This is a genomic window from Agromyces sp. S2-1-8, from assembly GCF_021129215.1.
In the GTDB taxonomy this organism is placed as follows: Bacteria; Actinomycetota; Actinomycetes; order Actinomycetales; family Microbacteriaceae; genus Agromyces; species Agromyces chromiiresistens.
Genome location: NZ_JAJOLP010000001.1, coordinates 468,396 through 493,702, shown reverse-complemented (window position 1 = coordinate 493,702; position 25,307 = coordinate 468,396). Strand labels below are relative to the sequence as shown.

Genomic DNA, 25,307 nt, shown 5'->3' with positions numbered 1-25,307 from the left:
ATCTGCACGATCGTGCGCTCCTCGGCGAACACGTCATCGACCGGGTCGGGGCCCTGCCCGCGGGCCGCATGCCGTGCTCGTCTTCCCGGATGCGACCGTCTCGATACGCTCACTCCCCGTCCATCGGCTCGAAGGCGACGTCGGTCGACATTCCGAGGAACGCGCCGACCTCGGCCAGGCCCGCGTCGAGCGAGCGCCGCTCGCCGCGCGAGAACACCCGCCACGGCAGCACGCGCAGCGTCGCCCGCCCGCCCTGCACGACCGGCGCCCATCGGCCGACCATGACGCCGCCGGCGAGCATCGCGTGCAGCGGGAACTCGGGGATGATCGGCGCCTCGACGCCGGGCGGCTGCAGGTACGCGCGGGGCATCGCGTAGCCCATGATGTACTCGTCGTAGCCCTGGAGCAGGTCGATCCGCTCGCCGTCGTCGTCGTGCGCGGCCCGTGCCGCGGGCCGTGCCGACCAGGCGGCCGCGACCTCGGCGTCGTGCCAGAGCTCCTCCTCGTCGTCGTCGAACCGCTCGATCCGGCCCCGGCTGCGTTCGGATGCCGCGGCGAGTGCCGTCCGCACGTCGCCGAGCGTCGAGCCCGACCAGGCGGCGAGGTCGCGCACCGTCGCGGGGCCCCGGGTCGAGAGCGCGCGGTCCACGAGTTCGGCGAGGGCCTCCTCCCGTGGGCGGGGCGCCGCGGCGGGCACCCGCTCGTCGAACGCCGCGTACGTGCGCTGCCGCCCGGCGCTCGCACCGGAGATCACGACGAGCTCGAGCTCGGCGATGAGCAGCACGAAGAGCAGCCCCGCCGTCGGCAGGCCGGCCCGTTCGAGCTCCTGGGCGATCTCGCCGCGCGTGCGGTGGCCGCCCTCGACCGAGCGCGCCACCACGTCGACCGCCCGTGTGCCGGCCTCGCCGTCCCATCCGGCCTTGCGGATCGTGCCGGCCATCTGCCGGCGCACCCGGGGCGCCGACAGCTCGAGCAGCCATCGTGCATCGTCGGGCGCCACGAAGTGCCAGGTCGGGCGCAGCACGTGGGTACGCAGGATCTCGCCGCGATCGATCGCGGCGGCGACCGCGGCCGCGTCGGGTCGACCGTCGGGCGCGATGCGCTGCGCGAGACCCCATTGCGCGGGCAGGTACTCCTGCGCCTGCACCGCGAGCGCACGCCGCACGACCTCGGGGGCCGTCGTGGGCGCCGGCCTCGAGGCATCCGGCCCGCGCAGGCCCTGCGCGAACAGGCGCCGCGAGCGCAGCTCGGCGGCGAGCACCTACGTCACGTCCCTCCGCCAGGTCGTCGCGCCGCCGATCACGGTCGCGACGACGGCGATGCCGAGCAGCACGAGCCCGCCCTGCCACCACTCGAGCGACTGGGCGGTGCCGCCCGGCGTCGCCATCGTGTAGAACGACGCCCCGACGAGGGCGTCGCTCGCCGCGCCCGGCAGGAACTTGCCGATCGCGGCCGTGACCTCGCTCAGCGAGGCCACGATGCGCAGGATCGGCTCGATGAACTGCGCGAACACGATGACGATCACGATGGCCGCCACCTGGTTGACGACGAGCACGCCCAGGCCGACGCCGATGCCGCCCCAGAGTGCGAGGGCGAGCACGCCGCGGCCGATGAGGGCCCAGGTGTCCGACGAGTCGAGGCCGGTGTCGAGGCCGAAGCCCGCGAGCGCCGCGGCTCCGGCGCCGACCGAGGCGGCGAACGCGACCACGCCGAGGCCGGCGCCGATGACGATCTGCGTCGCGAACTTCGACCACAGCACGACCTGACGGTGCGGCGCTGCGAGGAACGTCGGCGTGAGCGTCTTGTGCCGGTACTCGCTCGTGACCGCGAGCGCGCCGAGGAGCACCGGGAACACGTACCCGATCGACGAGGCGAAGCTGTAGATGAGCGGTGCCAGTTCGGTGCCGGGCGGAACGACCGCGCCGCCGCCCGGTCCGCCGCTCGCCTCGGCGGCCGCCTCGGGGTTCGCGGTCGCCCAGCCGAGGAAGGCGCCGAGTCCGCCGGCCGTGACCCCGACGTAGGCGAAGAGGATGATCGCGAGCAGCCACCACATCCGCGTGGTGAACACCTTGCGGAACTCGGCGCCGATCGCGTTCCAGCCGTTCACGACTCGTCACCCCCGCCCACGAGCGACAGGAACGACTCCTCGAGCCCGGATTTCAGCCGGTGCAGCGCGCTGAGCTCGACGCCGCCGACGAAGGCCGCGTGCCCGACGCGCGCCGGATCGGGCTCGGCGACGATGAGCCCGCCGCGCCCTTCGGTGTACTCGAGCCCGGCCGCGTCGAGCGCCGCCACGAGCGCCGCCCGGTCGGGCGAGTCGACGATGGTGCGGGGCGCCGCGTCGAGCTCGAGGCTCGCGAGGGTGCCGCGCTTCACGAGCCGGCCCTTCGAGATGATCACGACGTCGTCGACCGACTGCTGCACCTCGCTCAGCAGGTGCGACGAGACGAGTACGGTGCGTCCCTCGCGGGCGAGCGCCTGCAGGAAGCCCCTGATCCACTTGATGCCCTCGGGGTCGAGCCCGTTGATCGGCTCGTCGAGCACGAAGACGCCGGGGTCGCCGAGCAGCGTGTACGCGAGCGCGAGGCGCTGCCGCATGCCGAGCGAGTACCCGCCGACGCGGCGGTCGGCGTACTCGGCGATGCCCACCTGGGCGAGCACCGCCGGCACGCGCGAGCGGTCGATGCCCGCCGCCGTCGCGTACACGAGGAGGTGGTTGCGGGCCGACCGGCCGGGGTGGAAGCTCGCGTCGAGCGATGCGCCGACGGTCTCGAGCGGGCGCGGCAGCGCCGCGTAGGGCGTGCCGCCGAACGTCGCGGTGCCGGCGTCGGGTCGCTCGAGCCCGAGCAGCACGCGCAGGGTCGTGGTCTTGCCCGCGCCGTTGGGCCCGAGGAAGCCGGTCACCTTGCCGGGCTGCACCGTGAACCCGAGGTCCTCGACCGCGGTGACCGCGCCGAAGCGCTTCGTCAGACCCGTGATCTCGATGGGGATGCCGTCGGCCATGCGCGCTCCTCACGTCAGGGGCGTCGCAGGTCGCCCCCTCGACGAGCTCGGGGACCGGGCCGCGCCCCCGCTCGACCCATGCTCGCGGCCGAGGCCGCGGACATGCTCACCCTAGCGAGCGCGCGGGCCCTCGGGCATCCGTCTCGTGGGGGATTCGCAGATCAGCGCAAGGATCGCTCGGTATCAGTTCAGCGCCCGGATGCCGTCGGGCAGCACCCCGCCCGAATAGAGGTCGGTCGCGAGGTCCTGCAGGGCTCCGAGTGCGACCCGCTGGGTCGTCGGGCCGTAGGAGAGGCGGGCGACGCCGAGCGCCTCGAGGCGGGCGGGGGCCGGCACCCCTGGCAGCCCGATGAGGGCCAGCTTCTGCTCGCCGAGGGCGGCGACGATCTCTTCGATCTCGGCCTCGCCGAACACGCCGGGAACGAACACGCTCGTCGCACCGGCGTCGAGGTAGGCGCTGCCGCGCTCGACGACGTCGGCGATCCACACCTCGCGCGGGCGTTCGCGGCCGCGCAGCCACGCGTCGGTCCGGGCGTTGAGGGCGAACGGGACGCCCTCGGCCTCGGCCGCGGCGACGGCCGCCTGCACCGCGGCGACCGACTCGGTGAGCGGCTTCAGCCGGTCTTCGATGTTCGCGCCGACGATGCCCTCGCCGATCGCACGACGGACCGTCTCGCCGGGTGCGCCGTAGCCGTCGTCGAGGTCGGCGCTCACCGGGACCTCGACGGCGCGGGCGATGCGACCGGCCATGTCGAGCATGAGCTCGACCGGGATCTCGCCGTCGGCGTAGCCGAACGACGCGGCGATCGAGTGGCCGGCGGTGGCGAGGGCGCGGGTCTCGGGCAGGGCGGCGACGGCGCGGGCGCTCACGACGTCCCACACGTTCACCACCTGCAGGAGCTCGGGGGCGGCGTGCAGTCGGCGGAGTTCGGCGGCGGTCTCGGCGAGGGTCATGACCTCACCCTATGGGCCTCGTCCGACAGGGGCGCCGTGCGTTCGCCGCGAGTAGCATTCGGACATGGGGGAGCGTCCGGCCGAGGCATCCGGGCCGCCGCGCGCCCGCAGGGTGTCGCTCAGTGCCGTGCTCGACGGCTTCTTCTTCGTCTACGCGGGGCTCGCCTCGATCTGGCTGGCCTGGCTCGTGCTCGAGCAGAGCTTCGACTGGGGCTGGTTCGGGCCGCTGTTCTTCGTCGTGTTCTGGCTCGTGCTCGCGTACCTCGTGCTGCCGCGCCTGCACCGCATCCTCACGACGATCTACGTGCCCGACTACTTCATCGGCCGGGCCCGCACGAGCGACGGGCTGCTGGGCGACCCCGTGAACCTCGCGCTCCGGGGCGACGAGCGATCGCTGCACGAGGCGATGGCCGCCGCCGGCTGGACCCGTGCCGACGATGTCGACGCCCGTTCGAGCTGGCGCATCATCGCCTCGACGCTCACGCGCAGGAGCTACGACGAGGCGCCCGTGAGCCCCCTCTTCCTCTTCGGCCGGATGCAGGACTTCGCCTACCAGCAGGAGGTCGCGGGCAACCCGGCGAAGCGCCACCACGTGCGGTTCTGGCGCACCCCCGACGGCTGGCTGCTGCCGGGCGGGCGCCGGGTCGACTGGCTCGCCGCCGGCACGTTCGACCGCTCGGTCGGGTTCTCGCTCTTCACCCTGCAGATCACGCACAAGATCGACGCCGACACCGACGTCGAGCGCGACCACATCGTGCGTACGCTCGTCGACTCGGGCGTGCCCGTCGAGGTCGGGGTGATCAGCGACTTCTCGACCGGCTACCACTCGCGCAACGGCGGCGGCGACACGATCCGCACCGACGGCGACCTGCCGGTCGTCGTGCTGGGCGATGCCATCGGCGTGGAACCCGCGGCCGCCGATGCGGCGGCGCGCGCACGACGCGACGAGCTCGAGGCCGCACTCGCCGCCGGCGGCGGGCCCGGCGAGGTCGGCAAGCGCACCGCCTTCGAGCCGTTCGCCCGTCTCGCCGAGCGCGACACCGGCCGGATGCCTCGGCCGGCGGCCGCTCGACGGCCGATCACGATCTCGCTCGGTGCCGCGCTCATCGTGGTGCGCGTGCTGCTCGGCGTCGTCTGGCTCATCTCGCTCGCGATGCAGTGGCCGACGATCGTGGGCGAGGCGGCCGACATCCACATCGACGACGTCTCCGACGCCGACGCGGCGCAGATCGTGCTGTGGTTCATCGTGGGCGCCGGGGCGATCGTGCTGCTCGCGCAGCTCGTCTTCGCCTGGCTCGTCTTCCGGGGCAGCAACTGGGCCCGCGTCACCGTCATGGTCGTCGCCGTGCTGTCGACGCTGCTGTCGGCGATCGACTACTGGGTCGGCAGCGCCGAGATCACGATCCGCACGACGCTGCTGACCCTCGCCGTCGACATCCTCGTGCTGCTCGCACTGTCGAGCCGGGCGGCCCGCACCTGGTCGCGCCGCCCGCGGTATCGCTCCGCCGGCTGAGCGCGACGACCGTCGACGGGCCGCGGGGGCGGGACGAACGTCCCGCCGCCTTCACCCGGCCGCGACCCGTCCGCCCGGCTCGATCGCGGGCAGTGCCAGGTCGGGCGTTCCGGCCGCGAACATGCGCCGCACGACCGGCAGGAACGGCTTCGACAGCATCACGCGCGTCATCAGCCTGGCCATCGTCGCGTCGAACCGGCTCGCCGGCACCATGCGCTTGATGCCGCCGCCCGGGATCCGCTTGCCCGCGTCGACGAACGGCGCGATGTCGCTCGCGTACCGGGCGAGCGCCGCCGGCAGCTCCCCGGGCGAGGCCACGACGTGCTCGGCGAGCAGGTAGGCGCCGATGAGCGCGGTCGCGGTGCCCATGTCCGTCATCGGCGAGCCGCACGACGCGGCATCGCCGAGGAGCGCGACCCGGCCGTTCACCGGCTCGTCGAGGTCGATGCGCACGAGCTCGTCGAAGTAGAAGTCGGATGCCTCGGCCATCGCCGCGACGATGGTGTCGGCGTGCCACCCGGCGCCGTCGAGCGCCCGGCGGACGAACGCCTCCTGCGCGGCGCGGTCGCCGCGCAGGGCGGGGTCGTGCGCGCCGCGCAGCGTCAGGATCGCCTTCGAGGTGGCCGGGTCGCGGTCGGGCCGGAGACCGAACGCGATGCCGGGCACGAAGCGCAACGCGAACCAGCCGGGCTCGAGGTCGGCCGGCGTCGGCAGGGTGAAGAACGCGGCGTATCCGCCGAGCGGGTGCGCGTAGCTCTCCTCGGGGCCGAAGGCGAGTCGCCGGGTCGCCGAGTGCACGCCGTCGGCGCCGACGACGAGGTCGAACGAGGCGGGCGCGGCGTGCTCGAAGCCGACGTCGACGCGGTCGTCGTGCTGTTCGAGCGCAGTGATGCGGTCGCCGTAGCGCACCTCGACGAGCCCCGGAGCGGTGGCCGCCGCCTCGTCGAGCGCCTCGAGCAGTGCATCGGCGAGGTCGCCGCGGGCGATCTCGATCTCGGCGACGGCGCCCTCGCCGTCGAAGTCCTCCATCGACATGCGGCCGAAGACCCGGCCCTGTTCGTCGACGTAGGACATGCCGGTCTCGTGCACCCGGCGGGCGTCGATGCCCGGCATGAGCCCCATGCGCTCGGCGACCTCGCGGCTCGCGCCGCGCAGGTCGACGGCCTGGCCGCCGGGGCGCGGCGCGTCGGCGCGCTCGACGACGGTGGCGCGGATGCCGTGGCGCACGAGTTGCAGTGCGAGCGCGAGGCCGGCGATGCCGGCGCCGGAGATCAGGACGTGCGGTGCTGCGGTGCTGCTCATGTTCGTGCTCCTCCAGGATTGAGACATTTGTCTGATACGTCTGTTCTACACCTCTGTTAGACAGATGTCTAATACAAACGTCTGAATCGTTCGGTACGATGGGGGCATGGGCAATCGTGAGGACCTGTTGGAGGGCGCGCGCCGGGTGATCCTCGAGCGCGGCGTGGCGAAGGCGACCGCGCGCGACATCGCGGCGGCGGCCGGCGTGAGCCTGGCGGCGATCGGCTACCACTTCGGGTCAAAGGAGCAGCTCATCACCGAGGCGCTCACGGAGTCGCTCGGATCGGGTATCGGCGATCGCATGGAGGCCGTCATCCAGGAGACGACCGCGCTCCCGGCCCTCGAGGGGTTCGCGGCGCTCTTCAACCGCATGCCCGAGGTGTTCGCCGACAACCGCGAGGCCCTGCTCGCCAGCCTCGAGAACACGGTGCGTGTGCTGCGCGGTCCCGAAGGCGCGCACGACCTCGCCGCGGCGACGAACGAGGCCTGCCGCGGGATCGCCGAGCATCTTCGCATCTCCCGGCCCGAGCTCGACGACGCCCGGGTCGACGCGATCGCGAAGCTCGACTTCGCGCTGACGCAGAGCCTCGGCATCCTGTGGCTCGTCGACCCCGACCTGGTGCCGACGGGCGACGAGCTCGCGCTCGCCGTCGCGGCGATCGCGGGGGAGCCGCAGACCGCGCCGCCGGCCGAGTAGCGCGCGACGAAGTCGCACCCGCATCGACGCCCTGGTGGCCCGGTCTCGCGACCGGTCACGTGGTTTCGAGGTGCGTCGCCGCTACTCCACGAGCGATCGGTGCGCCGCGCACGGCGCGGCGCCGCACGGCTCGCACAGCACGAACTCGGCGTCGCACGAGGCATCCGTGCAATTGGCGGTCCTGCTGGTCGCCGCACCGCAGCGGGCGCACTCGCCGATGACGGCCGCATGGTCGGAGAAGTCGATCGACCCGCGCCCGTCGAAGACGTACAGCGATCCCTCCCAGAGCCCGTCGTCGCCGTAGCGCTCGCCGTAGCGCACGATGCCGCCGTCGAGCTGGTAGACCTCGCCGAAGCCGCGGCTCGTCATGAGGCTCGAGAGCACCTCGCATCGGATCCCGCCCGTGCAGTACGTGACGACCGGGCGGTCCTTGAGGTGGTCGTACGCTCCCGAGTCGAGCAGGCCGACGAAGTCGCGCGTCGTCTCGGTCGGCGGCACGATCGCTCCGCGGAACCTCCCGATCTCGGCCTCGAGCGCGTTGCGGCCGTCGAAGAAGACGACGTCGTCGCCGCGCTCGCCGACGAGGTCGTGCAGCGCGTCGGGGTCGAGCTTCGTGCCGCCACCCACGACGCCCGTCTCGTCGACGCGGAGCTCGCCGGGCGCGCCGAACGACACGATCTCGTCGCGCACCTTGACGCTGAGCTTCGGGAAGTCGAGGCTGCGGCCCTCGTCGTCGAGGCCCGTGCCCTCGCTCCACTTGAAGTCGACGTGCTTGAAGGGCGCGTACTCGCGGGTCTTGCGCACGTAGCGCTTGAGCGCCCGCAGCTCGCCGCCGAGGGTGCCGTTGAGCCCGTCGTGCGAGATGAGCAGGCGCCCGCGGAGTCCGAGCGATTCGGCGAGGTCGCGCTGCCACAGCCGGATCGCCTCGGGGTCGGCGAGCGGCGTGAAGGCGTAGTACAGCAGGATCTTGGCGACGGGCACCCGCAGATCTTACGGGCGTAGGCTGACGACGGCCTCGGATGCCGCGTCCGAGGCCGGAGAGGACGCCGATGTTCGACTACGATCCCTACGCGCAGTTGCAGGCCCTGAGGCCCCTCGACTCGTTCACGGTGACGAGCGCGGACCTCGAGCCGGGGCAGCCGCTCGCCGCGCCGCAGCGGAGCGCCGGTCGCGGCGGGTCCGACGTGTCGCCGCAGCTCGGCTGGACGGGATTCCCGGCGGAGACGAAGAGCTTCGCGGTGACGTGCTTCGACGCCGATGCGCCGAGCGGGGCGGGTTGGTGGCACTGGGCCGTGGCGAACATCCCGGTGACGACGACATCGCTCGAGGCCGGCGCCGGCGCGCCCGATGCGCTGTCGCGAGGCCTGCTGCCCGAGGGCGTGGTCGTGCTCGACAACGAGTACCGCGAGCCCCGGTACCGCGGCTCCGGGCCGCCCGCCGGTACCGGCGTGCACCGCTACTTCTTCGTCGTGCACGCGCTGGGGGTCGAGCGACTCGACGTCGACCCCGCGACGACGACGCCGACGGTGCTGAGTGCCCAGTGCTTCTTCAACGGCGTGGCCCGGGGCATCCTCGTCGGCACCGACGTGAACCCCGCCGACGCGTAGCCCGCGTCAGTGCTTCGAGCCGCTGAAGGCGAGCACGCCGCCGAGGCCGATCATCATCACGCCGCCGGTCGCCGCGAGGTGCTCGGCGCGGTTCGGCGACTTCGCGAACCAGTCGCGAGCCGACCCGGCCGCGAGCGCCCACACGGAGTCGCACGCGAGGGCGAGCACGACGAACACGAGGCCGAGCTCGGCGAGCTGCAGCGGGATCGAGCCGGCGTCGAAGTCGACGAACTGCGGCAGCACCGCGACGAAGAACGCGATGGTCTTCGGGTTCGAGACGCCGACGAAGAATCCCTCGGAGAGCAGCCGCACGGGTGAGCGGCGCACGACGGTTCCGGTCACCGCGGCCGACGCGTCGGCCCGGTGCCGGATCGCCTGGATGCCGAGATACGCGAGGTAGAGCGCGCCCGCGATCTTGATCGCCGTGAAGACGACGACCGACTGCGCGACGATCACCCCGACGCCGAGCGCGACGGCGGCGATGAGCGGGAGCATGCCGATCGCGTTGCCGACGACGCTGAGCAGCCCGCCCACGCGGCCGAGTGCGAGCGACCGCCCGATGACGAACAGCACGCTCGGCCCCGGGATGACGATGAGCACGACCGACGCGACGATGAACGCCCAGAGGTTCGATGCGGGGACCATTCCGGAATCGTACGCCTGATCGCTCCCTCAACCCGCCCTCGCACCTCCCCGGGCGGTCGCTCGCCATGCGGACGGATCCGCGGTGCCCCTTCCGCCCGGCCCGGTGCCGGTGCTCTGCATGCGGCGCGGGTGGGGCCGGGCGGGCACTCGAACCCGTGCAGGACGACTCGGAGCGATACGGTGGCACACGTGAGCGCCCACATCTCCGCGACGGTCGCCGACGGCGTCGGCCACGTCACGCTCGACCGACCGCAGGCCATCAACGCCCTCTCCTACGAGATGGTGCGTGAACTCACCGCCGTGTTCGACGCCTGGCGCGACGACAGCGAGGTCGGCGTCGTCGTGCTCGACGGCGCGGGCGACCGCGGGTTCTGCGCGGGCGGCGACATCCGCGAGCTCTACGGCTACGCGACCAACGGCGGGCACGGCGAGGCGCGCGACTTCTTCCGCACCGAGTACCGGCTCGACGCCGCGATCGCGCGCTACCCGAAACCCGTCGTGTCGATCATGGACGGCATCACGATGGGCGGCGGCATCGGCCTCTCGGGCCACGCCTCGATCCGCGTCGTCACCGAGCGGTCGAAGCTCGCGATGCCCGAGACTCGCATCGGCTTCACTCCCGACGTGGGCGGCACCTGGTTGCTCGCGAAGGCGCCGGGCGAGCTCGGCGTGCACCTCGCCCTCAACTCGCGCACGATGACCGCGGCCGATGCCCTCTACGCCGGCTTCGCCGACGCCTACGTCCCTTCACGCGATCTGCCGCACCTGCTGCAGGCGCTCGCCGAGCGCGCCGACCCCGGCAGCCCCGCCGAGATCGTCATGCTCTTCGACGAGACGCCGGCCGAGGCATCCACGCTCGCCCTCGCCCGTGACTGGATCGACGCCTGCTACGTCGCGCCCTCGGTGGGGGAGATCATCGCCCGACTGCGCGCGCACGGGCACCCCGATGCCGCGACCGCGGCCGACGAGCTCGAGACGCTCTCGCCGACGGCGATGGCCGTGACGCTCGAATCGGTGCGCCGGGCGCGCACCCTGCCGAACCTCGAGGCGGCGCTCGAGCAGGAGTTCCGCGCGGTCAACTGGTTCCTCGGCCAGCACGACCTGCACGAGGGCATCCGGGCGCAGGTGATCGACAAGGACCGCGACCCGAAGTGGAACCCGCCCGAGCTGCGCGACCTGCCGCGCGACCTCGGCGCGCGCGTGCTCGACGACCCGAGCGCCGGCCGCGTCTTCGACACTCCCGCCGGTTGAGGGGCGCCGTTCCTCAGCGAGCGGGTCGGGTCGCCTGCGCGAGGCACGCCTCGAGCGCGACCCACGCGAGCATCGCGCACTTGACGCGCATCACGTACTTCGAGACGCCGTGGAACGCGATCGCGTCGCCGAGCACCTCTTCATCGGGTTCGCCCGCCCCCTGCGACCGCAGCATCGCGCGGAACGCCTCGATGAGCTCGCGCGCCTCGTCGACCGTGCGCCCGGCGACGAGTTCGGTGAGCGTCGACGCCGAGGCCATCGAGATCGAGCATCCGTCGCCCTGCCAGGCGAGCTCGGCGATGCGGGCGGTGCCGGGGCCGCCGCGGTCGTCGGTCGAGTCGGCGGCATCGGCGGACGAGAGCTTCACGCGCACGGTGATCTCGTCGCCGCAGGTCGGGTTGTACTCGTGGTGCTCGGCGTCGGGGTCCTCGAGCAGTCGGTCGCCGTTGCGCCGCTTCGACTGGTCGAGGATGATCTGCTGGTACAGCCCCTCGAGCCCGCTCACGCGATCACCGCCGCGGCCTGGTCGGCGACGCCGAAGAACCGTCGCACCTCACCGAGTGCGTCGACGAAGCGGTCCATCTCGTCGGCCGTCGTGTAGACGTGCGCGCTCGCACGCGTCGTGGCGGTGACGCCGAGCGCACGGTGCAGCGGCTGCGCGCAGTGGTGGCCGACCCGCACGACGACGCCGGCCTCGTCGAGGAACTGCCCCACGTCGTGCGCGTGCACCCCCTCGACGCCGACCGCGACGAGGCCCGCACGCGGGGCACCGGCCTGCGGGCCGACGACCCGCACGCCGGGCAGCGACGCGAGCCGGTCGACGACGCGCGCCGCGAGCGCCTGCTCGTGGGCGGCGACCGCCTCCATGCCGATCGCCTCGAGGTAGCGCACCGCCTCGGCGAGGGCGACGGCCTGCGACACGGGCTGGGTGCCCGCCTCGAAGCGGTGCGGTGCCGGCAGGAACTCGGCATGGTCGAGCGTCACCCGGGTGATCGTCGATCCGCCGGTGCGAGCGGGCGGCAGCGCGTCGAGCAGCTCGGCGCGTCCGTAGAGCACGCCGATGCCGTTCGGACCGAGCATCTTGTGTCCCGAGAACGCGGCGAAGTCGACGCCGAGCGCCGCGAAGTCGGTCGGGCGGTGCGGAACGGACTGGCACGCATCGAGCACGACGAGCGCCCGCGGCGCCCGCTCGCGCACGAGCGCGACGACGTCGGCGACGGGCGCGATGAAACCCGTGACGTTCGACACCTCGGCGAACGCCACGACCCGGGTGCGCTCCGAGAGCTCGGCCGCGAGCCCGTCGAGCGACCACAACCCGTGCTCGTCGACCCGCACGCCGCGCAGGCGCGCGCCCGTGCGGGCCGCGAGTCGTTGCCACGGGATGAGGTTCGCGTGGTGCTCGGCCTCGGTCACGACGATCTCGTCGCCGGCTTCGAGCACGAATCGGGATGCCTCGGGGCCGGCGAGTCCGGCCGAGGCGTCGGCCAGGCCGAGCGCGACGATGTTGAGCGCGTCGGTGGCGTTCTCGGTCCAGACGACCTCGCGGTCGCCGGCGCCGACGAAGCGCGCGACCGTCGCACGGGCGTCTTCGAAGAGCGTCGTCGAGCGGCCCACGGCCGCGCTCGCACCGCGGTGCACGGGCGCGAGGTGCCGTTCGAGGTAGTCGCGTTCGGCGTCGAGCACCTGCCGCGGGCGTTGTGCGGTCGCGGCGGAATCGAGGTACGCCGGGGCCGAGCGGTCGGCGAATGCGGGGAAGTCGCCGCGGAGGTCTGAGACCGCACGTGCGCCGATGCGGTCGAGGTCGGTGGTGCTCATCCCTTCAATCGTCCCACGCATGAGAGCCGTGTCGGCTGGGAACTCGATGTATACACAATTGCCAGATTTGCTCGGAATTTGCGCCGAAGCGGGCGTGAGCGTATACATGAGTGGGGGAGGGTAACCATGCGAGCGAGTGAACGCGCCTACCGGGCGCTCCGCGAGGAGATCCTCGACGGCGTGCTCGCGCCCGGAACCGCGCTCGCCGAGGTCGAGCAGGCGAACCGGCTCGGCGTCTCCCGCACCCCGGTGCGCGAGGCGCTCGCGCGACTCGAGGCCGACGGGCTCGCGACGGCCGCCTCGGCGCGCGTGCTGCAGGTCTCTGCGCTCGACGCCGCGAGCATCGTCTCGCTCTACGAGGTGCGCGAGGCGCTCGAAGGCCAGGCCTCGCGCCTCGCCGCGCGCCGTCGCGACCCGGCTCGCTTCGCCGAGCTGCGGCGTCGGCTCGCCGAGGCGCCCGAGCTGCTCGACGAGGGCGACGACGGGCTTCGCGCCTACTACGACGTCGTCGACGCCCTCGACGACGAGATCGAGGCGGCCGTCGCCAACCCCATGCTCGCCGCCGCCCTGCAGAGCGCCCGCCTGCACTCGGCCCGCGTGCGCCGGCTCGCGCGCCAGCACCCCGAGCGACTCCGCGCCGCGGCATCGGAGCACCTGCTCATCGTCGACGCGATCATCGCCGGCGACACCGATCTCGCGGCGCACGCCACCCACGTGCACCTGCACCTCAGCCTCCGGCACGCGCTCGCGTCGATCGAGGAGAGATCCGCGCTCGTCAGCCCGACGGGCACCGCGTAGCCTGACCGATGGAACACTTCAGAAAGGTCCACCCCATGCACAACCACCACGTCCGCACGCACCGCAGCGATGAGAACCTGCAGCGCGAGGGCCAGCTCGCCTGGGCGCTCGCCGGTGTCGCGACCGACCCGGTCGAGCTCGACGACGACGTCGTCGACATGGTGGTGAACCGCGTCATCGACAACGCCGCGGTCGCGGCGGCCGCGATCGCACGCCGCCCCGTCGTCTCGGCCCGCAGCCAGGCACTCGCCCACCCCGTCTCGATCGGCGGCGACGGCGCGACCGTGTTCGGCGCCGACGCGGCACGCCGCACGAGCCCCGAGTGGGCGGCGTGGGCCAACGGCGTCGCCGTGCGCGAGCTCGACTACCACGACACCTTCCTCGCGGCCGAGTACTCGCACCCGGGCGACAACATCCCGCCGATCACCGCGGTCGCCCAGCACCTCGCGCAGGGCCGCGGCCTCAGCGGGCGCGACCTCGTGCGGGGCATCGCGACCGGCTACGAGATCCAGGTCGACCTCGCCAAGGCGATCTCGCTCCACCAGCACAAGATCGACCACGTCGCGCACCTCGGCCCGTCGGCCGCCGCCGGCATCGGCACCCTGCTGGGCCTCGACCGCGAGACGATCTTCCAGGCGATCGGGCAGGCCCTGCACACGACCACCGCGACGCGCCAGTCGCGCAAGGGCGAGATCTCGACGTGGAAGGCGCACGCGCCCGCTTTCGCCGGCAAGATGGCGATCGAGGCCGTCGACCGCGCGATGCGCGGCCAGACGAGCCCCGTGCCGATCTACGAGGGGGAGGACGGCGTGATCGCGTGGCTGCTCGACGGGCCCGACGGCTCGTACGAGGTGCCGCTGCCCGACGAGGGCGAGTCGAAGCGCGCCATCCTCGACTCGTACACGAAGGAGCACTCGGCCGAGTACCAGGCGCAGGCGTGGATCGACCTCGCCCGCAAGCTCCACGAGGAGTACCCGCTGATCCTCGACGCCGAGCACATCGAGTCGATCACGCTGCACACCTCGCACCACACGCACTACGTCATCGGCTCGGGCGCGAACGACCCGCAGAAATACGACCCGGATGCCTCGCGCGAGACGCTCGACCACTCGATCCCGTACATCTTCACGGTGGCGCTGCAAGACGGGGCCTGGGACCACGAGGTCTCGTACTCGCCCGAGCGTGCGCACCGCCCCGAGACGATCGCGCTCTGGAAGAAGGTGTCGACCGTCGAGGACCCCGAGTGGACGCGCCGCTACCACTCGCTCGACATCGCCGAGAAGGCGTTCGGCGGCCGCGTCGTCATCAAGCTCGCCGACGGCGGCGAGATCGTCGACGAGATCGCCGTGGCCGACGCGCACCCGCTCGGCGCCCGGCCGTTCGCCCGCGAGCAGTACGTGAACAAGTTCCGCACGCTCGCCGAGTGGGCGCTCACGCCCGACGAGATCGAGCGGTTCCTCGACGTCGCGCAGCGCCTGCCCGAGCTCGGCCCCGACGAGCTCGGCGGCCTCACCTTCACGGTCGCGCCGGGCGCCCTCACGGGCGTCGAGATCCCCGAGGGGCTGTTCTGATGCTGTACTCATCCATTCCGGCCCACGAGAAGCGGCGGCTCTTCCGCGAGCGGCTCGCGACCGGCGAGATCATGCGGTTCCCCGGCGCGTTCAACCCGCTGTCGGCGAAGCTCATCGGCGAACGCGGCTTCGAGGGCGTCTACATCTCGGGCGCTGTGCTGTCGGCCGACCTCGGCCTGCCCGACATCGGGCTGACGACGCTCACCGAGGTCGCCGGCCGGGGCAGGCAGATCGCCCGCATGACCGAGCTGCCGGCCATCATCGACGCCGACACCGGCTTCGGCGAGCCGATGAACGTCGCCCGCACCGTGCAGGAGATGGAGGACGCGGGTCTCGCCGGCCTCCACATCGAGGACCAGGTCAACCCGAAGCGCTGCGGCCACCTCGACGGCAAGCAGGTCGTCGACGACGAGACCGCGCTGCGCCGCATCCGTGCCGCGGTCGACGCGCGCCGCGACGAGAACTTCCTCATCATGGCGCGCACTGACATCGCCGCGGTCGACGGGCTGCAGGCCGCGATCGACCGGGCGAAGGCGCTCGTCGACGCCGGTGCCGACGCGATCTTCCCCGAGGCGATGCGCTCGCTCGAGGAGTTCGCTGCGATCCGCGCCGCGGTCGACGTGCCGCTGCTCGCGAACATGACCGAGTTCGGCAAGAGCGAGCTCTTCACGGTGCAGCAGCTGGCCGATGTCGGCATGAACATCGTCATCTGGCCGGTGTCGCTGCTGCGACTCGCGATGGGCAGTGCGATGCGCGGGCTCGACGAGCTCGAGGCATCCGGTTCGCTCACCGCCAAGCTCGGCGACATGCAGCACCGGGCCGAGCTCTACGAGCTCGTCGACTACGAGGCGTACAACCACTTCGACACCTCGATCTTCAACTTCACCGTCGCACGCTGACGACCGCAGAACGCCAACGCAAGGGAGCATCCATGGCCGAGCAGGAGATCTACAAGGGGCTGGCCGGGGTGCCGGTCGACTACACCGCCATCTCGAAGGTCAACCCCGAGACGAACTCGCTGCTCTACCGCGGGTACCCCGTGCAGGAGCTCGCCGCGTCGTGCACGTTCGAGGAGGTCGCGTACCTGCTCTGGTACGGCGAGCTGCCGAACGACGACGAGCTCGCCGCGTTCGAGGACCGCGAGCGGTCGCTGCGCGGCCTCGACCACGAGGTGAAGCGGATCATCGACGAGCTGCCGCTGTCGGCGCACCCGATGGACGTCGTGCGCACGGCGGTGAGCGTCATCGGCGCGAGCGACCCCGCGACGCCGGACGACTCGCCCGAGGCCAACCTCGACAAGGCGATCCGGCTCTTCGCGAAGCTGCCGTCGATCGTCGCCTACGACCAGCTGCGGCGGCGCGGGCTCGAGTTCGTCGAGCCGCGCGACGACCTCGGGTACTCGGCGAACTTCCTCTGGCAGACGTTCGGCGAGGTGCCCGAGCTGCCGGTCGCGAACGCCTTCGACGTGTCGATGATCCTGTACGCCGAGCACTCCTTCAACGCGTCGACGTTCACGGCGCGGGTCATCACCTCGACGCTGGCCGACCTGTACTCCGCCGTCACGGGTGCGATCGGTGCGCTCAAGGGGCCGTTGCACGGCGGCGCCAACGAAGCGGTCATGCACGCGTTCGATGAGATCGGCCCGGGCGAGGGCGGCGCGGAGCGCGCGGTGGCGTGGCTCGACGACGCGCTCGCCTCCAAGCGCAAGATCATGGGCTTCGGGCACCGCGTCTACAAGAACGGCGATTCGCGCGTGCCGACGATGCGCGACGCGATGGAGCGCATGGTCGAGTTCTACGACCGCCCCGACCTGCTCGAGCTCTACGTCGCCCTCGAGCAGGCGATGGGCGAGCGCAAGAACATCAAGCCGAACCTCGACTACCCGGCGGGCCCGACGTACCACATGATGGGCTTCGACACCCTGACCTTCACGCCGCTGTTCGTCGCCTCGCGGGTCACCGGGTGGACGGCGCACATCATGGAGCAGGCCGCGTCGAACGCGCTCATCCGCCCGCTCTCGGTGTACAACGGGGTCGACGAGCGGCACGTCCCGGCCAAGGGCTGACCATGTCGCACGTCTTCCTCGAGATGACGATGACGCTCGACGGCTTCACGGCCGCACACGGCGTGAGCCTCGAGCATCCGCTCGGCATCGACGGCGAACGCGTGCACGAGTGGATCCGCAACTCGGTGTTCGACGGGACGGTGCCGCGCGACAGCGACGCCGTCGTCGACACGGGGCCGCAGCGCATCGATCGCGAGGCGGCCGAGCGCATGTTCGAGTCGACGGGGGCGTTCGTCATCGGTCGGCGCACGTTCGACGTGGGCGAGGGCCCGTGGAGCGACGACCCGGTGTTCGAGGGCCGGCCGTGCTTCGTCGTCACGAGTCGCGATCGCGAGCCGATCGTGCGCGGCGGCTCGCGATTCGAGTTCGTCACGGGCGGGGTGGCCGAGGCGGTCGAGCGTGCGAGTGCCGCCGCGAGCGCCGCGTCGGTGTGCGTGATGGGCGGCGCAGAGGTGGCCCGCCAGGCGCTCGCCGCCGGCCTCGTCGACGAGGCGCGGCTGCACCTCGTGCCCGTGCTCCTCGGCGGCGGCTCGCGACTGTTCCCCGACTCGGCGGCGAACCGCGTCGAGCTCGAGACGCTCAGCGTCGCGCAGGGCGCGAAAGCGACGCATCTGCGCTACCGGGTGCTGCGTCCGGAGGCGGTCGAGTAGCGAGCGCCAGCGAGCGTATCGAGACCACTCGCCGGTGGTCTCGATACGGCGCTCCGCACCTACTCGACCGACGGCTGGACCGTGATGAGGTCGACGGCCGAGGTGTTCATGAGCACCGCGCCCTCGTCGCCGACCACGACGATGTCCTCGATGCGCACCCCGAACCGCCCGGGCAGGTAGACCCCGGGCTCGATCGAGAACGCCATGCCGGGCTCGAGCGGCCGCGTGTTGCCGGCGACGATGTAGGGGTGCTCGTGCACCTCGAGCCCGATGCCGTGGCCCGTGCGCGTGATGAAGAACTCGCCGTACCCGGCCTGCTCGATCACCTCGCGCGCGGCTCGGTCGATCGACTCGGCGGTCGCGCCCGGCCGCACGGCGGCGACGGCGGCGCGCTGCGCGGTGCGCACGAGTTCGTGGACCAGCGCGAACTCGGGGTCGGGCTCGCCGCCCGCCACGAGGTAGGTGCGCGTGCTGTCGGAGTTGTAGCCCGCCGGGTTCGGCCCGCCGATGTCGACGACCACCGGGTCGCCGGCCTCGATGACCCGGTCGGATGCCTCGTGGTGCGGCGATGCGCCGTTCGGGCCCGACGCGACGATCACGAAGTCGGCCGTGCGGTGTCCCTCTTCGACGAGCGCGGCGGCGATGTCGGCGGCGACCTCGTTCTCGGTGCGGCCGGCGCGGAGCCATTCGCCGATGCGCCGGTGCACACGGTCGATCGCCGCGCCGACCGAGGCCAGCTCCTCGATCTCGTGCGGCTCCTTGCGCATCCGCAGTTCGCCGATGAGCTCGCCGGCGGGCCGCAGGCGCAGCTCGGGTCGGGCCGACTGCAGCCGGAACGCATGCAGGAACGGGAGGTGATCGTCGACGGCCGCGGCGCCGAGATCGTCGCCGAGTTCGCCGAGCAGCGCGGCGTAGGGGTCCTCGCCGTCGAGCCACGTCACGAAACGGATTCCGGCCGCCTCGGCCGGGCTCCCGTCCCAGCCGCCGCGCTCGAGGGCGGGCAGGATCATGACCGCATCGTCGGGTGCGTCCGAGGGCACGGCCAGCAGCGTGAGCCGCTCGTGCGAGGCGACCGAGCGGCCGACGAGGTAGGCGAGGTCGGGCCCGGGCGCGACCAGCACGACATCGACGTCGGCGTCGCGTGCGGTGCCGGCGAGGCGGCGGAGGCGTTCGGTGGTCGTGGCGGCGGCGGTCGACATGCCATGGAGTCTACGGCGGGGCCCCGAGGCGCCGAATGGGGCGCCCGGTGGCGGCGCGCGGCGGCGGGCCACCGAGCATGTCGGATGCCTCGACCGCTCGCCGCACCCTATGCTGCTGACGTGGAACCGGAACCCGAGACGCGGGCGCAGCAGCCCGTGCCCAAGCGGCGGTTCCACTGGCTGCGCACCGCGAGCGACCGGGTGCCGACGAAGTGGTTCGCGACCGCGGGCACCGTGCTCTTCCTCGCGGCGACCGCCGCCTTCGGCGGCCTGGCCACCGCGGAGGAGCCCGGCCCCGCCGCCCTCGCCGTCGGCGAGGAGCATCGCAACGACCAGCTCGCCGTCGCGGTGCAGCGCGCGGTGCTCATCGACGAGCTGCCCGAGGCCGGCATCACGGTCGAGCCGGGACAGCGGGTGCTCGCGCTCGTCGTCGACGCCGAGAACCTGTGGACCGAGCCGCTCATGACTGCGCGGGGTTACAGCGTGCGAGACGCGGTCGTCCTCGAGCGGGGCTCCGACGTGGTCGAGGCCGATGAGGTCGCCCGGCTCGACGACGGCACCTTCGGACCGTGGCTGCAGCCCGGGGTGCCGGCGACCCTCGTGCTCGCGTGGGCGGTCGATGGGCGGTCGTACCGCGACGACCAGGAGCTGCGCTTCGTGGTGCGCGACGAGACCCTCTACACCGCGTCGTTCGTGGCGAGCGGCCGGAGCTGGGAGGACCCGGTTCCGGCGGCGTACGTCACCGTCGCGATCGAGGATGTCGGGGCGGGGAAGGATCCCGATGCGGATGCCGCGGACGACCCGCCCGTCGATCCCGCCGTCGGTCAGAGCGACGAAGGGGCCGCCGGGTGACCCGCCGCTGGGTGCCCGCGGTCGCGGGCGCCGCCTTGGTCGCGGCGGCCTGGGGCGTCACGGCCGTGACCCCGGCCGAGGACTCCGCCGAGCAGCCGTTCGTCGTCGCCGCGCCGGTGGGGATGCGCGCCGAGGGCCGGAACCTCGCGCTCACCGTCACCGGCGTGCGCGCCGCCGACGCCGTGGTGAACGAGGGCTGGCGGGCCGAGGGGGAGTGGGTGGTCGTCGATGTCGAGTCCGAGGCGACCCGGATGGAGACGGGAACCCTGTTGCAGTTCGTGACCCTCCGCCTCGGCGGCCGCACCTACCGGGCGAGCGAGCGCCCGCCCGATTCGATGTTCGGCCATCCGCTCTCGGTCGGCCTGCCGTCGGCCGGCTCGGTCGCATTCGAGCTGCCCGAGGGCGCGCTCGACGCCGGCGCAGCGGGCGTACCGGACGAGCTCGTGCTGCGCTTCGGCCTGAACCTCGACGACCGACTCGACTCCGTGCTCGAGACCCGCGTGCCGCTCGACGATCTCGAGCACGTCGGGGAGGCCGAGATCGCGCCCGTCGACTGGGCGGGCTCATGAGCGAGGTGCGGCAGGAGGGGTCCGTGCGGCCAGGGCGACGCCGACGCCCGGGCGGCTGGTGGCGGCGCAACGCCGCAGCCCTCGTCGCGCTGGCGCTGCTCGTGCCCGCGACCTTCGGCATCATCAGCTCGAACGAGGCGAGCACGAACGCGACTCGCGCGCAGATCGTGCCGATCGAGGTCGAGTGGGGGCAGACGTACGACTACGCGGGCACGACATGGGGGCCCGCGACCGTCGAAGAGCTGCCCGTCACCGACGAGCACGACATCCCGCAGGACGCTCGCCTCATCGAGGTCACCATCCCGGTGGTGCCGGGCGATGAGGAACCGGGATGCTTCCCGCCGACGCTGCTCGAGACGGGCGGCGAGCAGCGGCAGTGGGATCAGTCGGGGATCCTCCTCGGCTGGAACACCACCTCATGCGCGCTCATGGGGACCGAGCCGTTCGACATCGTCGCTCCGTTCGTCCTCCCGCCCGATGCCGAGGGCCCGTTCGTCGTCGACCTCGAGCTCGTCGCCGACGCGCCGGCGATCCTCCGGCTGCCCGTCGGCGACTGAGGCCGCCGCGGCATCGGCGTCGGAACCGGGCGCCGTCGGGGCGCCGGGCGCCGAGGCATCCGTCGTGGCGAGCCGTCCGATGACCGCGTCGTACGCACTCGAGACGAGGGCGATGCGCACGGGTTCCGTCACGAGCGGCACGACGAGCAGGATGGCCGTGTCGGCCACGAACCAGAACGTCTTCAGGTCGTGCGGTCCGATCGCCCGGGTGATGCCGTAGCCCAGCAGCCGCTCGCCGGCGACGAGGAGGGTGGCGAGCAGGATGTAGCCGCCGATCAGCACCGGCCCCGCGCGCCACATGAGCACGAAGGCGCGGCCGATGGGTCGGAACCGCGAGACGAGCTCGCCTCCGATGTCGGCGAGCCGGCGGCGGAGGCCCGACGGGAGTGCGCCCCAGCCGTGGCGCGCCCGATCGAGGATGCCGACGGACAGCTGCGGCGCCTCGGCGGCGACCGCCTGCCCGTAGATCACCCCTGCGATCGTGAGCCAGGCGACCGGCAGCAGGATGACGCCGCCGAGTTCGCCGAGGAGCCACTCGACGCCCTCCCAGACCCAGGCGATCGGCACCAGCTGCTCGGCGGTCCACGCGCGGAGGTCGGCGAGCCACACCATCCCCTGCCGCGAGGCGACCCACTCGCCGATCCAGCCGGTCGCCTGCGAGAGCAGCATCACGGTGAGGAACACCCAGATCGCCTCGAGGTAGACGGCGACGAGGCTGAGCAGGCGGGGGAGCCGGTCGCGGTAGCGATTCCAGGCCCAACGACCGGCGAAGGCGACGACGATGAGCAGGATCGTGACGGGTTCGAAGCCGAGCTGGTCGATGGTGCCCGCACCGCGAGCGACCGCCTCGCCGCCCAGCAGCTCGGACGCCCCGTTGACCTCCGTCTGCACCTCGAGTGCACGTGCCGAGTAGGCGGCCATGTCGTCGCGCAGGTAGCCCCAGGCGGCGTAGAACGCGAAGAACGGCAGCACGCCGGCGAGCAGTGCGTCGACGAATGCCCGGCGCCGCTCCGACGCCGACGGCGGCAGCGGGGCGATCGCACCGAGACGGGCCATGCCGTCTCGCACGGTGAGGAACATGGCCACGAAGCCCACGAGCCGCGCGAGGATCGCGAGCGGCATGAGCAGCAGGCCGCCGACCGCGCTGTACGCCCCGACGAACCCGGCGAGCTCGATGACGAGATAGCGGACGAGCACTCCGGCGAGGAACCACGCGAGCAGTGCCGGCCAGTGCGCGGCGAGCAGCCGTCCCGTCGTCTTCAGCATGGCGAGCACGACACCACGGTAGCGGCTCCGCCAGGCAGGGGCACGCGCGTCGTGACCGGTCCCCACAACTTCGGCGCGAGGCATCCGCCCGTGATTGTCTGGATCGACGGATTATCCATATCCACTGCGATCTCGTCATACAGTCGTGGATCATGCACATGTTCTTCCGCACGATGCTGCATTTCGTCCTCGCGCGCTTCCGCTCACGGCTCGGCCACGGCGACGTCGCCCGCACGAACTTCGTCACGCTGCCGACCGACCTCGACATCCTCAACCACATGAACAACGGGGTCTACTTCTCGATCATGGATGTCGCGCGGTTCGAGATGCTCGTGCGCAACGGCGTCTGGCAGCTCATGCGTGATCGCGGCTGGTACCCGGTGGTCGCGAGCGAGACGATCACGTTCCGCAAGTCGCTCAATCCGTGGAAGCGGTTCACGGTCGAGTCGCGCATCATCGGCCACGACGACAAGGCCGTCTACATGGAGCAGCGATTCGTGCGCCCCGATGCATCGGGCAAGCCCGAGATCTATGCCACGGGATACATCAGGGCCCGGTTCCTGCGGAAGGCGGGCGGCACGGTGCCGATGGGCGAGCTCGTCGAGGCGTTCGGCGTCGAGGGCTTCGAAGGCATCCCCGAGTGGATGGAGCGCTGGGGCAAGGACGTCGCGCTCCCCGTGACCCGCGCCGCGGCGCCGTCGATCTGGGAGTGACGCCCCCGGCGGTCGGGTCGGCGCGGAGCGCCGTGTCGAGACCCCCGTTCAGGCCTCCTTCGCGAGCCCCTCGAGCACGAGGCCGAGCTTGTCGCCGAACGTGCACGCGAACAGCTCGTCGACCGGGCCGTCGTCGATCTGCTCGGTCAGGTTCGAGGCGATGAGCGTGTTGATGAGCATGCCCTGGGCCATGAAGCGCATCGCCTCGTCGGCGTCCATCACGTCGCGCATGCGCGAGTAGATGCGCATGAACCCGGCGCGCGCGACCGGACCGATGCGGGGGTCGTGGCCGAGGAGGAACCCCTGCATCAGCGCGAGCAGGATGCCGCGGTCGGTCTCGACGAGCTCGACGTACGCCTCGCCGATGCGCGGGCCGACCGGCTTCTCCGAGGTCTCGTCGGCGACCGCCGCGTCGAAGGCCGCGAGGATGCGGGCGCAGGTGCGCTCGAGCACGTCGATGAACAGCTGCTCCTTCGTGCCGAAGAGGCGCACGACGTAGGGCTGGCTGATGCCGGCGGCCTTCGCGACGCGGTCGGTCGTGGCGCCGGCGTAGCCGAGCTCGCCGAACACGCCGGTGGCGGCTTCGAGGATCTGTTCGCGCCGCTCCGTCGCGGGGATGCGATCCGTGGTGGAACTCATGCTTGACATGTTATCAGTCGATTACTACAGTCGCTCCCATACTGGTTATCAGTCGATTACCACACCATCTCGAAGGAGCTTCCGATGTCCACCAGCGCACGCCGCATCCCCGTGTGGCTCGCGATCGTCGCGGCATCCCTGCCGATGTTCATGGCGACGCTCGACAACCTCGTCATCACCAATGCGCTCCCAGCGATGGCCGTCGACCTCGGTGCCTCGATCGAAGAGCTGCAGTGGTTCGTCAACGCCTTCACGCTCGCGTTCGCGACCTTCATCCTCGCCGCGGCCGCGCTCGGCGACCGCATCGGCCGCCGCACCGTCTTCGTCGTCGCGATCGCGATCTTCACCGGGGCGAGCGTGCTCGTCGCGCTCAGCACCGAGCCGTGGATGGTCATCGCGAGCCGCGCCGTGCAGGGCTTCGGCGCCGCGGGCATCATGCCGCTCTCGCTCACCCTGCTCGCCGGCAGCGTGCCGAAGCGCCTGCGCCCGATGGCGATCGGCATCTGGGGCGGCGTGGCCGGCCTCGGCGTCGCGCTGGGCCCGCTCATCGGCGGCGCCGTCATCGAGGGCTGGAACTGGCAGGCCATCTTCTGGCTCAACGTGCCCGTCGGCCTCGTTGCGATCCCGCTCGCACTCGCCGTGCTGCCGAACACGCTCGGGGCGCGGGCCCGCATCGACCTCGTCGGGGTCGCGCTCGCCGGTCTCGGCGTGCTCGGGCTCGTCTTCGGGATCGTGCGCGGCAACGACGCGGGCTGGGAGAGCCCCGAGGTGATCGGCTCGCTCGTCGCCGGCGCGCTGCTGCTCGCCGGGTTCATCGCCTGGGAGGCGCGGGCGAAGGCGCCACTGCTGCCGCTGCGCCTCTTCCGGGACCGCAGCTTCACGGCGGCCAACCTCGTCGGCTTCTGGTTCAGCTTCGGCATGTTCGGCTCGGTCTTCGTGCTCATCCAGTTCCTGCAGGTCGTGCAGGGCGCGTCGCCCCTCGAAGCCGGCGTGCAGACGATGCCGTGGACGCTCGCGCCCATGTTCATCGCCCCGATCGCCGGCGCGATCGCCCCGCGCGTCGGCACGCGCACCCTCATCGTCACCGGTCTCGCCCTGCAGGCCGCGGCGCTCACCTGGATCGCGCTCGAGATGGACCCCGACGTCGCCTACGCGTCGCTCGTCGGGCCGTTCCTCATGGCCGGCATCGGCATGTCGCTCGTCTTCGCCCCGATGTCGACCGCCGTGCTCGCGCACATGCCCGAAGACGACCACGCCAAGGCATCGGGCACGAACTCGACGCTCCGCGAGGTCGGCGTCGCGCTCGGCGTCGCGGTGCTGACGGCCGTCTTCACGGGAGCGGGCGGTGAGCTCACGCCCACCGGCTTCACGGAGGCCGCGGTGCCGGCCGTGCTCGTCGGCGCCGCCGGCCTCGTGGTCGCGCTCGTCGCGGCGCTCTTCCTGCCCGCGGGCCGCGGCACCGGCGAGCACGGTCCGGCGGCCGAGGACGACGCGGCCGGGGCATCCGCGGTCGGAGCCGAGCCGGCCGGCCCGGCCGCGCGCGCCGAGCCTGCCGAGCCCGAGCCTGCTGCCGTGTAGCGCGGCCGCGACCGGGCGGCGAAGGCGCGGCGCAGAGGGTGGCGCGGCAGGCGGAGGGGCCGT

The 25,307-nt window shown here is 72.3% G+C and carries 25 protein-coding genes; 13 read left to right on the top strand and 12 right to left on the bottom strand.

Going from position 1 to position 25,307, the window contains the following annotated elements; translation table 11 throughout:
* Positions 1-109 precede the first annotated feature (109 nt).
* The 4 genes from LR269_RS02210 to LR269_RS02195 form a co-directional block, all read right to left on the bottom strand.
* Positions 110-1,261 (bottom strand): winged helix DNA-binding domain-containing protein, encoded by a 1,152-nt coding sequence (locus tag LR269_RS02210; protein ID WP_231429075.1) that lies wholly within the window; start codon positions 1,259-1,261, stop codon positions 110-112.
* A complete protein-coding gene (locus LR269_RS02205; protein ID WP_231429074.1) occupies positions 1,262-2,107 on the bottom strand; it encodes an ABC transporter permease subunit in 846 nt (281 codons plus the stop codon). It abuts the gene before it with no gap.
* The gene (locus LR269_RS02200; RefSeq protein ID WP_231429073.1) at positions 2,104-3,003 is read right to left on the bottom strand and encodes an ATP-binding cassette domain-containing protein; all 900 of its coding nucleotides are present in this window, start codon (positions 3,001-3,003) and stop codon (positions 2,104-2,106) included. The genes LR269_RS02205 and LR269_RS02200 overlap by 4 nt, the downstream gene beginning before the upstream one ends.
* A gap of 183 nt (positions 3,004-3,186) precedes the next feature.
* Positions 3,187-3,957, bottom strand: coding sequence for an isocitrate lyase/phosphoenolpyruvate mutase family protein (locus tag LR269_RS02195; RefSeq protein WP_231429072.1), 771 nt, complete (start codon positions 3,955-3,957; stop codon positions 3,187-3,189).
* A 64-nt stretch (positions 3,958-4,021) separates the two neighbouring features.
* Here LR269_RS02195 and LR269_RS02190 point away from each other — a divergent pair, with 64 nt between their 5' ends.
* The gene (locus LR269_RS02190; protein WP_231429071.1) at positions 4,022-5,470 is read left to right on the top strand and encodes an LssY C-terminal domain-containing protein; all 1,449 of its coding nucleotides are present in this window, start codon (positions 4,022-4,024) and stop codon (positions 5,468-5,470) included.
* Between the two features lie 51 nt (positions 5,471-5,521).
* Here LR269_RS02190 and LR269_RS02185 read toward each other — a convergent pair whose 3' ends face one another.
* Positions 5,522-6,772: an FAD-dependent monooxygenase gene (locus tag LR269_RS02185; RefSeq protein WP_231429070.1), complete on the bottom strand. Its 1,251-nt coding sequence runs from the start codon at positions 6,770-6,772 to the stop codon at positions 5,522-5,524.
* Positions 6,773-6,878: 106 nt separating this feature from the next.
* On the opposite strand from LR269_RS02185, the gene LR269_RS02180 reads away from it, so the two are divergent.
* A complete protein-coding gene (locus LR269_RS02180; RefSeq protein ID WP_231429069.1) occupies positions 6,879-7,469 on the top strand; it encodes a TetR family transcriptional regulator in 591 nt (196 codons plus the stop codon).
* Positions 7,470-7,550: 81 nt separating this feature from the next.
* Here the strand turns inward: LR269_RS02180 and LR269_RS02175 are convergent, their stop codons facing one another.
* Complete coding sequence (locus LR269_RS02175; RefSeq protein ID WP_231429068.1) at positions 7,551-8,450, bottom strand: rhodanese-related sulfurtransferase; 900 nt, start codon at positions 8,448-8,450, stop codon at positions 7,551-7,553.
* 68 nt (positions 8,451-8,518) lie between these two features.
* Here LR269_RS02175 and LR269_RS02170 point away from each other — a divergent pair, with 68 nt between their 5' ends.
* Positions 8,519-9,076 carry a YbhB/YbcL family Raf kinase inhibitor-like protein gene (locus tag LR269_RS02170; protein WP_231429067.1) on the top strand — a complete coding sequence of 186 codons (558 nt, stop codon included), beginning with the start codon at positions 8,519-8,521 and terminating at the stop codon, positions 9,074-9,076.
* A gap of 6 nt (positions 9,077-9,082) precedes the next feature.
* Here LR269_RS02170 and LR269_RS02165 read toward each other — a convergent pair whose 3' ends face one another.
* Positions 9,083-9,721: a LysE family translocator gene (locus tag LR269_RS02165; protein ID WP_231429066.1), complete on the bottom strand. Its 639-nt coding sequence runs from the start codon at positions 9,719-9,721 to the stop codon at positions 9,083-9,085.
* A gap of 189 nt (positions 9,722-9,910) precedes the next feature.
* Here LR269_RS02165 and LR269_RS02160 point away from each other — a divergent pair, with 189 nt between their 5' ends.
* Positions 9,911-10,972, top strand: a complete 1,062-nt coding sequence (locus tag LR269_RS02160; protein ID WP_231429065.1) for an enoyl-CoA hydratase/isomerase family protein — start codon at positions 9,911-9,913, stop codon at positions 10,970-10,972.
* A gap of 13 nt (positions 10,973-10,985) precedes the next feature.
* Here the strand turns inward: LR269_RS02160 and sufU are convergent, their stop codons facing one another.
* Both sufU and LR269_RS02150 read right to left on the bottom strand, forming a co-directional pair.
* On the bottom strand, positions 10,986-11,477 hold the full coding sequence (gene sufU, locus LR269_RS02155) for a Fe-S cluster assembly sulfur transfer protein SufU (RefSeq protein WP_231429064.1): 492 nt from the start codon (positions 11,475-11,477) through the stop codon (positions 10,986-10,988).
* Positions 11,474-12,787 carry an aminotransferase class V-fold PLP-dependent enzyme gene (locus tag LR269_RS02150; RefSeq protein ID WP_231429063.1) on the bottom strand — a complete coding sequence of 438 codons (1,314 nt, stop codon included), beginning with the start codon at positions 12,785-12,787 and terminating at the stop codon, positions 11,474-11,476. Before LR269_RS02150 ends, sufU begins: the two co-directional genes overlap by 4 nt.
* A 126-nt stretch (positions 12,788-12,913) precedes the next feature.
* Between LR269_RS02150 and LR269_RS02145 the strand changes: the two genes are divergently transcribed.
* The 5 genes from LR269_RS02145 to LR269_RS02125 are packed head-to-tail and all read left to right on the top strand — an operon-like array spanning position 12,914 to position 17,871.
* Positions 12,914-13,585: a GntR family transcriptional regulator gene (locus LR269_RS02145; RefSeq protein ID WP_231429062.1), complete on the top strand. Its 672-nt coding sequence runs from the start codon at positions 12,914-12,916 to the stop codon at positions 13,583-13,585.
* 35 nt (positions 13,586-13,620) lie between these two features.
* On the top strand, positions 13,621-15,156 hold the full coding sequence (locus LR269_RS02140) for an MmgE/PrpD family protein (RefSeq protein ID WP_231432203.1): 1,536 nt from the start codon (positions 13,621-13,623) through the stop codon (positions 15,154-15,156).
* Entirely contained in the window at positions 15,156-16,055 is a 900-nt protein-coding gene (gene prpB / locus LR269_RS02135; RefSeq protein WP_231429061.1) for a methylisocitrate lyase, read from the top strand. The genes LR269_RS02140 and prpB overlap by 1 nt, the downstream gene beginning before the upstream one ends.
* A gap of 32 nt (positions 16,056-16,087) precedes the next feature.
* Positions 16,088-17,221, top strand: coding sequence for a bifunctional 2-methylcitrate synthase/citrate synthase (locus tag LR269_RS02130; protein ID WP_231429060.1), 1,134 nt, complete (start codon positions 16,088-16,090; stop codon positions 17,219-17,221).
* Between the two features lie 2 nt (positions 17,222-17,223).
* Complete coding sequence (locus LR269_RS02125; protein WP_231429059.1) at positions 17,224-17,871, top strand: dihydrofolate reductase family protein; 648 nt, start codon at positions 17,224-17,226, stop codon at positions 17,869-17,871.
* 59 nt (positions 17,872-17,930) lie between these two features.
* Here LR269_RS02125 and LR269_RS02120 read toward each other — a convergent pair whose 3' ends face one another.
* Complete coding sequence (locus LR269_RS02120; RefSeq protein ID WP_231429058.1) at positions 17,931-19,070, bottom strand: Xaa-Pro peptidase family protein; 1,140 nt, start codon at positions 19,068-19,070, stop codon at positions 17,931-17,933.
* A gap of 120 nt (positions 19,071-19,190) precedes the next feature.
* Between LR269_RS02120 and LR269_RS02115 the strand changes: the two genes are divergently transcribed.
* Positions 19,191-19,922, top strand: coding sequence for a hypothetical protein (locus tag LR269_RS02115; protein ID WP_231429057.1), 732 nt, complete (start codon positions 19,191-19,193; stop codon positions 19,920-19,922).
* Positions 19,919-20,491 carry a hypothetical protein gene (locus LR269_RS02110; RefSeq protein ID WP_231429056.1) on the top strand — a complete coding sequence of 191 codons (573 nt, stop codon included), beginning with the start codon at positions 19,919-19,921 and terminating at the stop codon, positions 20,489-20,491. The genes LR269_RS02115 and LR269_RS02110 overlap by 4 nt, the downstream gene beginning before the upstream one ends.
* Positions 20,492-20,907: 416 nt before the next feature.
* Here LR269_RS02110 and LR269_RS02105 read toward each other — a convergent pair whose 3' ends face one another.
* Positions 20,908-22,314: a hypothetical protein gene (locus tag LR269_RS02105; RefSeq protein WP_374201156.1), complete on the bottom strand. Its 1,407-nt coding sequence runs from the start codon at positions 22,312-22,314 to the stop codon at positions 20,908-20,910.
* A 152-nt stretch (positions 22,315-22,466) separates the two neighbouring features.
* Between LR269_RS02105 and LR269_RS02100 the strand changes: the two genes are divergently transcribed.
* Entirely contained in the window at positions 22,467-23,027 is a 561-nt protein-coding gene (locus tag LR269_RS02100) for a thioesterase family protein (protein WP_231429054.1), read from the top strand.
* A 48-nt stretch (positions 23,028-23,075) separates the two neighbouring features.
* Here LR269_RS02100 and LR269_RS02095 read toward each other — a convergent pair whose 3' ends face one another.
* On the bottom strand, positions 23,076-23,666 hold the full coding sequence (locus tag LR269_RS02095; protein ID WP_231429053.1) for a TetR/AcrR family transcriptional regulator: 591 nt from the start codon (positions 23,664-23,666) through the stop codon (positions 23,076-23,078).
* An 84-nt stretch (positions 23,667-23,750) separates the two neighbouring features.
* Between LR269_RS02095 and LR269_RS02090 the strand changes: the two genes are divergently transcribed.
* Positions 23,751-25,244 carry a DHA2 family efflux MFS transporter permease subunit gene (locus LR269_RS02090; protein ID WP_231429052.1) on the top strand — a complete coding sequence of 498 codons (1,494 nt, stop codon included), beginning with the start codon at positions 23,751-23,753 and terminating at the stop codon, positions 25,242-25,244.
* Positions 25,245-25,307: the final 63 nt, after the last annotated feature.

Excerpts from the sequence above, each read along its gene's own strand:
- prpB (WP_231429061.1), top strand. The coding sequence starts at position 15,156 with ATGCTGTACTCATCCATTCCGGCCCACGAGAAGCGGCGGCTCTTCCGC.
- LR269_RS02095 (WP_231429053.1), bottom strand. The coding sequence starts at position 23,666 with ATGAGTTCCACCACGGATCGCATCCCCGCGACGGAGCGGCGCGAACAG.
- LR269_RS02150 (WP_231429063.1), bottom strand. The coding sequence starts at position 12,787 with ATGAGCACCACCGACCTCGACCGCATCGGCGCACGTGCGGTCTCAGAC.
- LR269_RS02165 (WP_231429066.1), bottom strand. The coding sequence starts at position 9,721 with ATGGTCCCCGCATCGAACCTCTGGGCGTTCATCGTCGCGTCGGTCGTG.
- LR269_RS02140 (WP_231432203.1), top strand. The coding sequence starts at position 13,621 with ATGCACAACCACCACGTCCGCACGCACCGCAGCGATGAGAACCTGCAG.
- LR269_RS02105 (WP_374201156.1), bottom strand. The coding sequence starts at position 22,314 with ATGCTGAAGACGACGGGACGGCTGCTCGCCGCGCACTGGCCGGCACTG.
- LR269_RS02185 (WP_231429070.1), bottom strand. The coding sequence starts at position 6,772 with ATGAGCAGCACCGCAGCACCGCACGTCCTGATCTCCGGCGCCGGCATC.
- LR269_RS02145 (WP_231429062.1), top strand. The coding sequence starts at position 12,914 with ATGCGAGCGAGTGAACGCGCCTACCGGGCGCTCCGCGAGGAGATCCTC.
- LR269_RS02120 (WP_231429058.1), bottom strand. The coding sequence starts at position 19,070 with ATGTCGACCGCCGCCGCCACGACCACCGAACGCCTCCGCCGCCTCGCC.
- LR269_RS02170 (WP_231429067.1), top strand. The coding sequence starts at position 8,519 with ATGTTCGACTACGATCCCTACGCGCAGTTGCAGGCCCTGAGGCCCCTC.
- LR269_RS02200 (WP_231429073.1), bottom strand. The coding sequence starts at position 3,003 with ATGGCCGACGGCATCCCCATCGAGATCACGGGTCTGACGAAGCGCTTC.
- LR269_RS02180 (WP_231429069.1), top strand. The coding sequence starts at position 6,879 with ATGGGCAATCGTGAGGACCTGTTGGAGGGCGCGCGCCGGGTGATCCTC.
- LR269_RS02195 (WP_231429072.1), bottom strand. The coding sequence starts at position 3,957 with ATGACCCTCGCCGAGACCGCCGCCGAACTCCGCCGACTGCACGCCGCC.
- LR269_RS02100 (WP_231429054.1), top strand. The coding sequence starts at position 22,467 with ATGCACATGTTCTTCCGCACGATGCTGCATTTCGTCCTCGCGCGCTTC.
- LR269_RS02090 (WP_231429052.1), top strand. The coding sequence starts at position 23,751 with ATGTCCACCAGCGCACGCCGCATCCCCGTGTGGCTCGCGATCGTCGCG.
- LR269_RS02125 (WP_231429059.1), top strand. The coding sequence starts at position 17,224 with ATGTCGCACGTCTTCCTCGAGATGACGATGACGCTCGACGGCTTCACG.
- LR269_RS02190 (WP_231429071.1), top strand. The coding sequence starts at position 4,022 with ATGGGGGAGCGTCCGGCCGAGGCATCCGGGCCGCCGCGCGCCCGCAGG.
- LR269_RS02130 (WP_231429060.1), top strand. The coding sequence starts at position 16,088 with ATGGCCGAGCAGGAGATCTACAAGGGGCTGGCCGGGGTGCCGGTCGAC.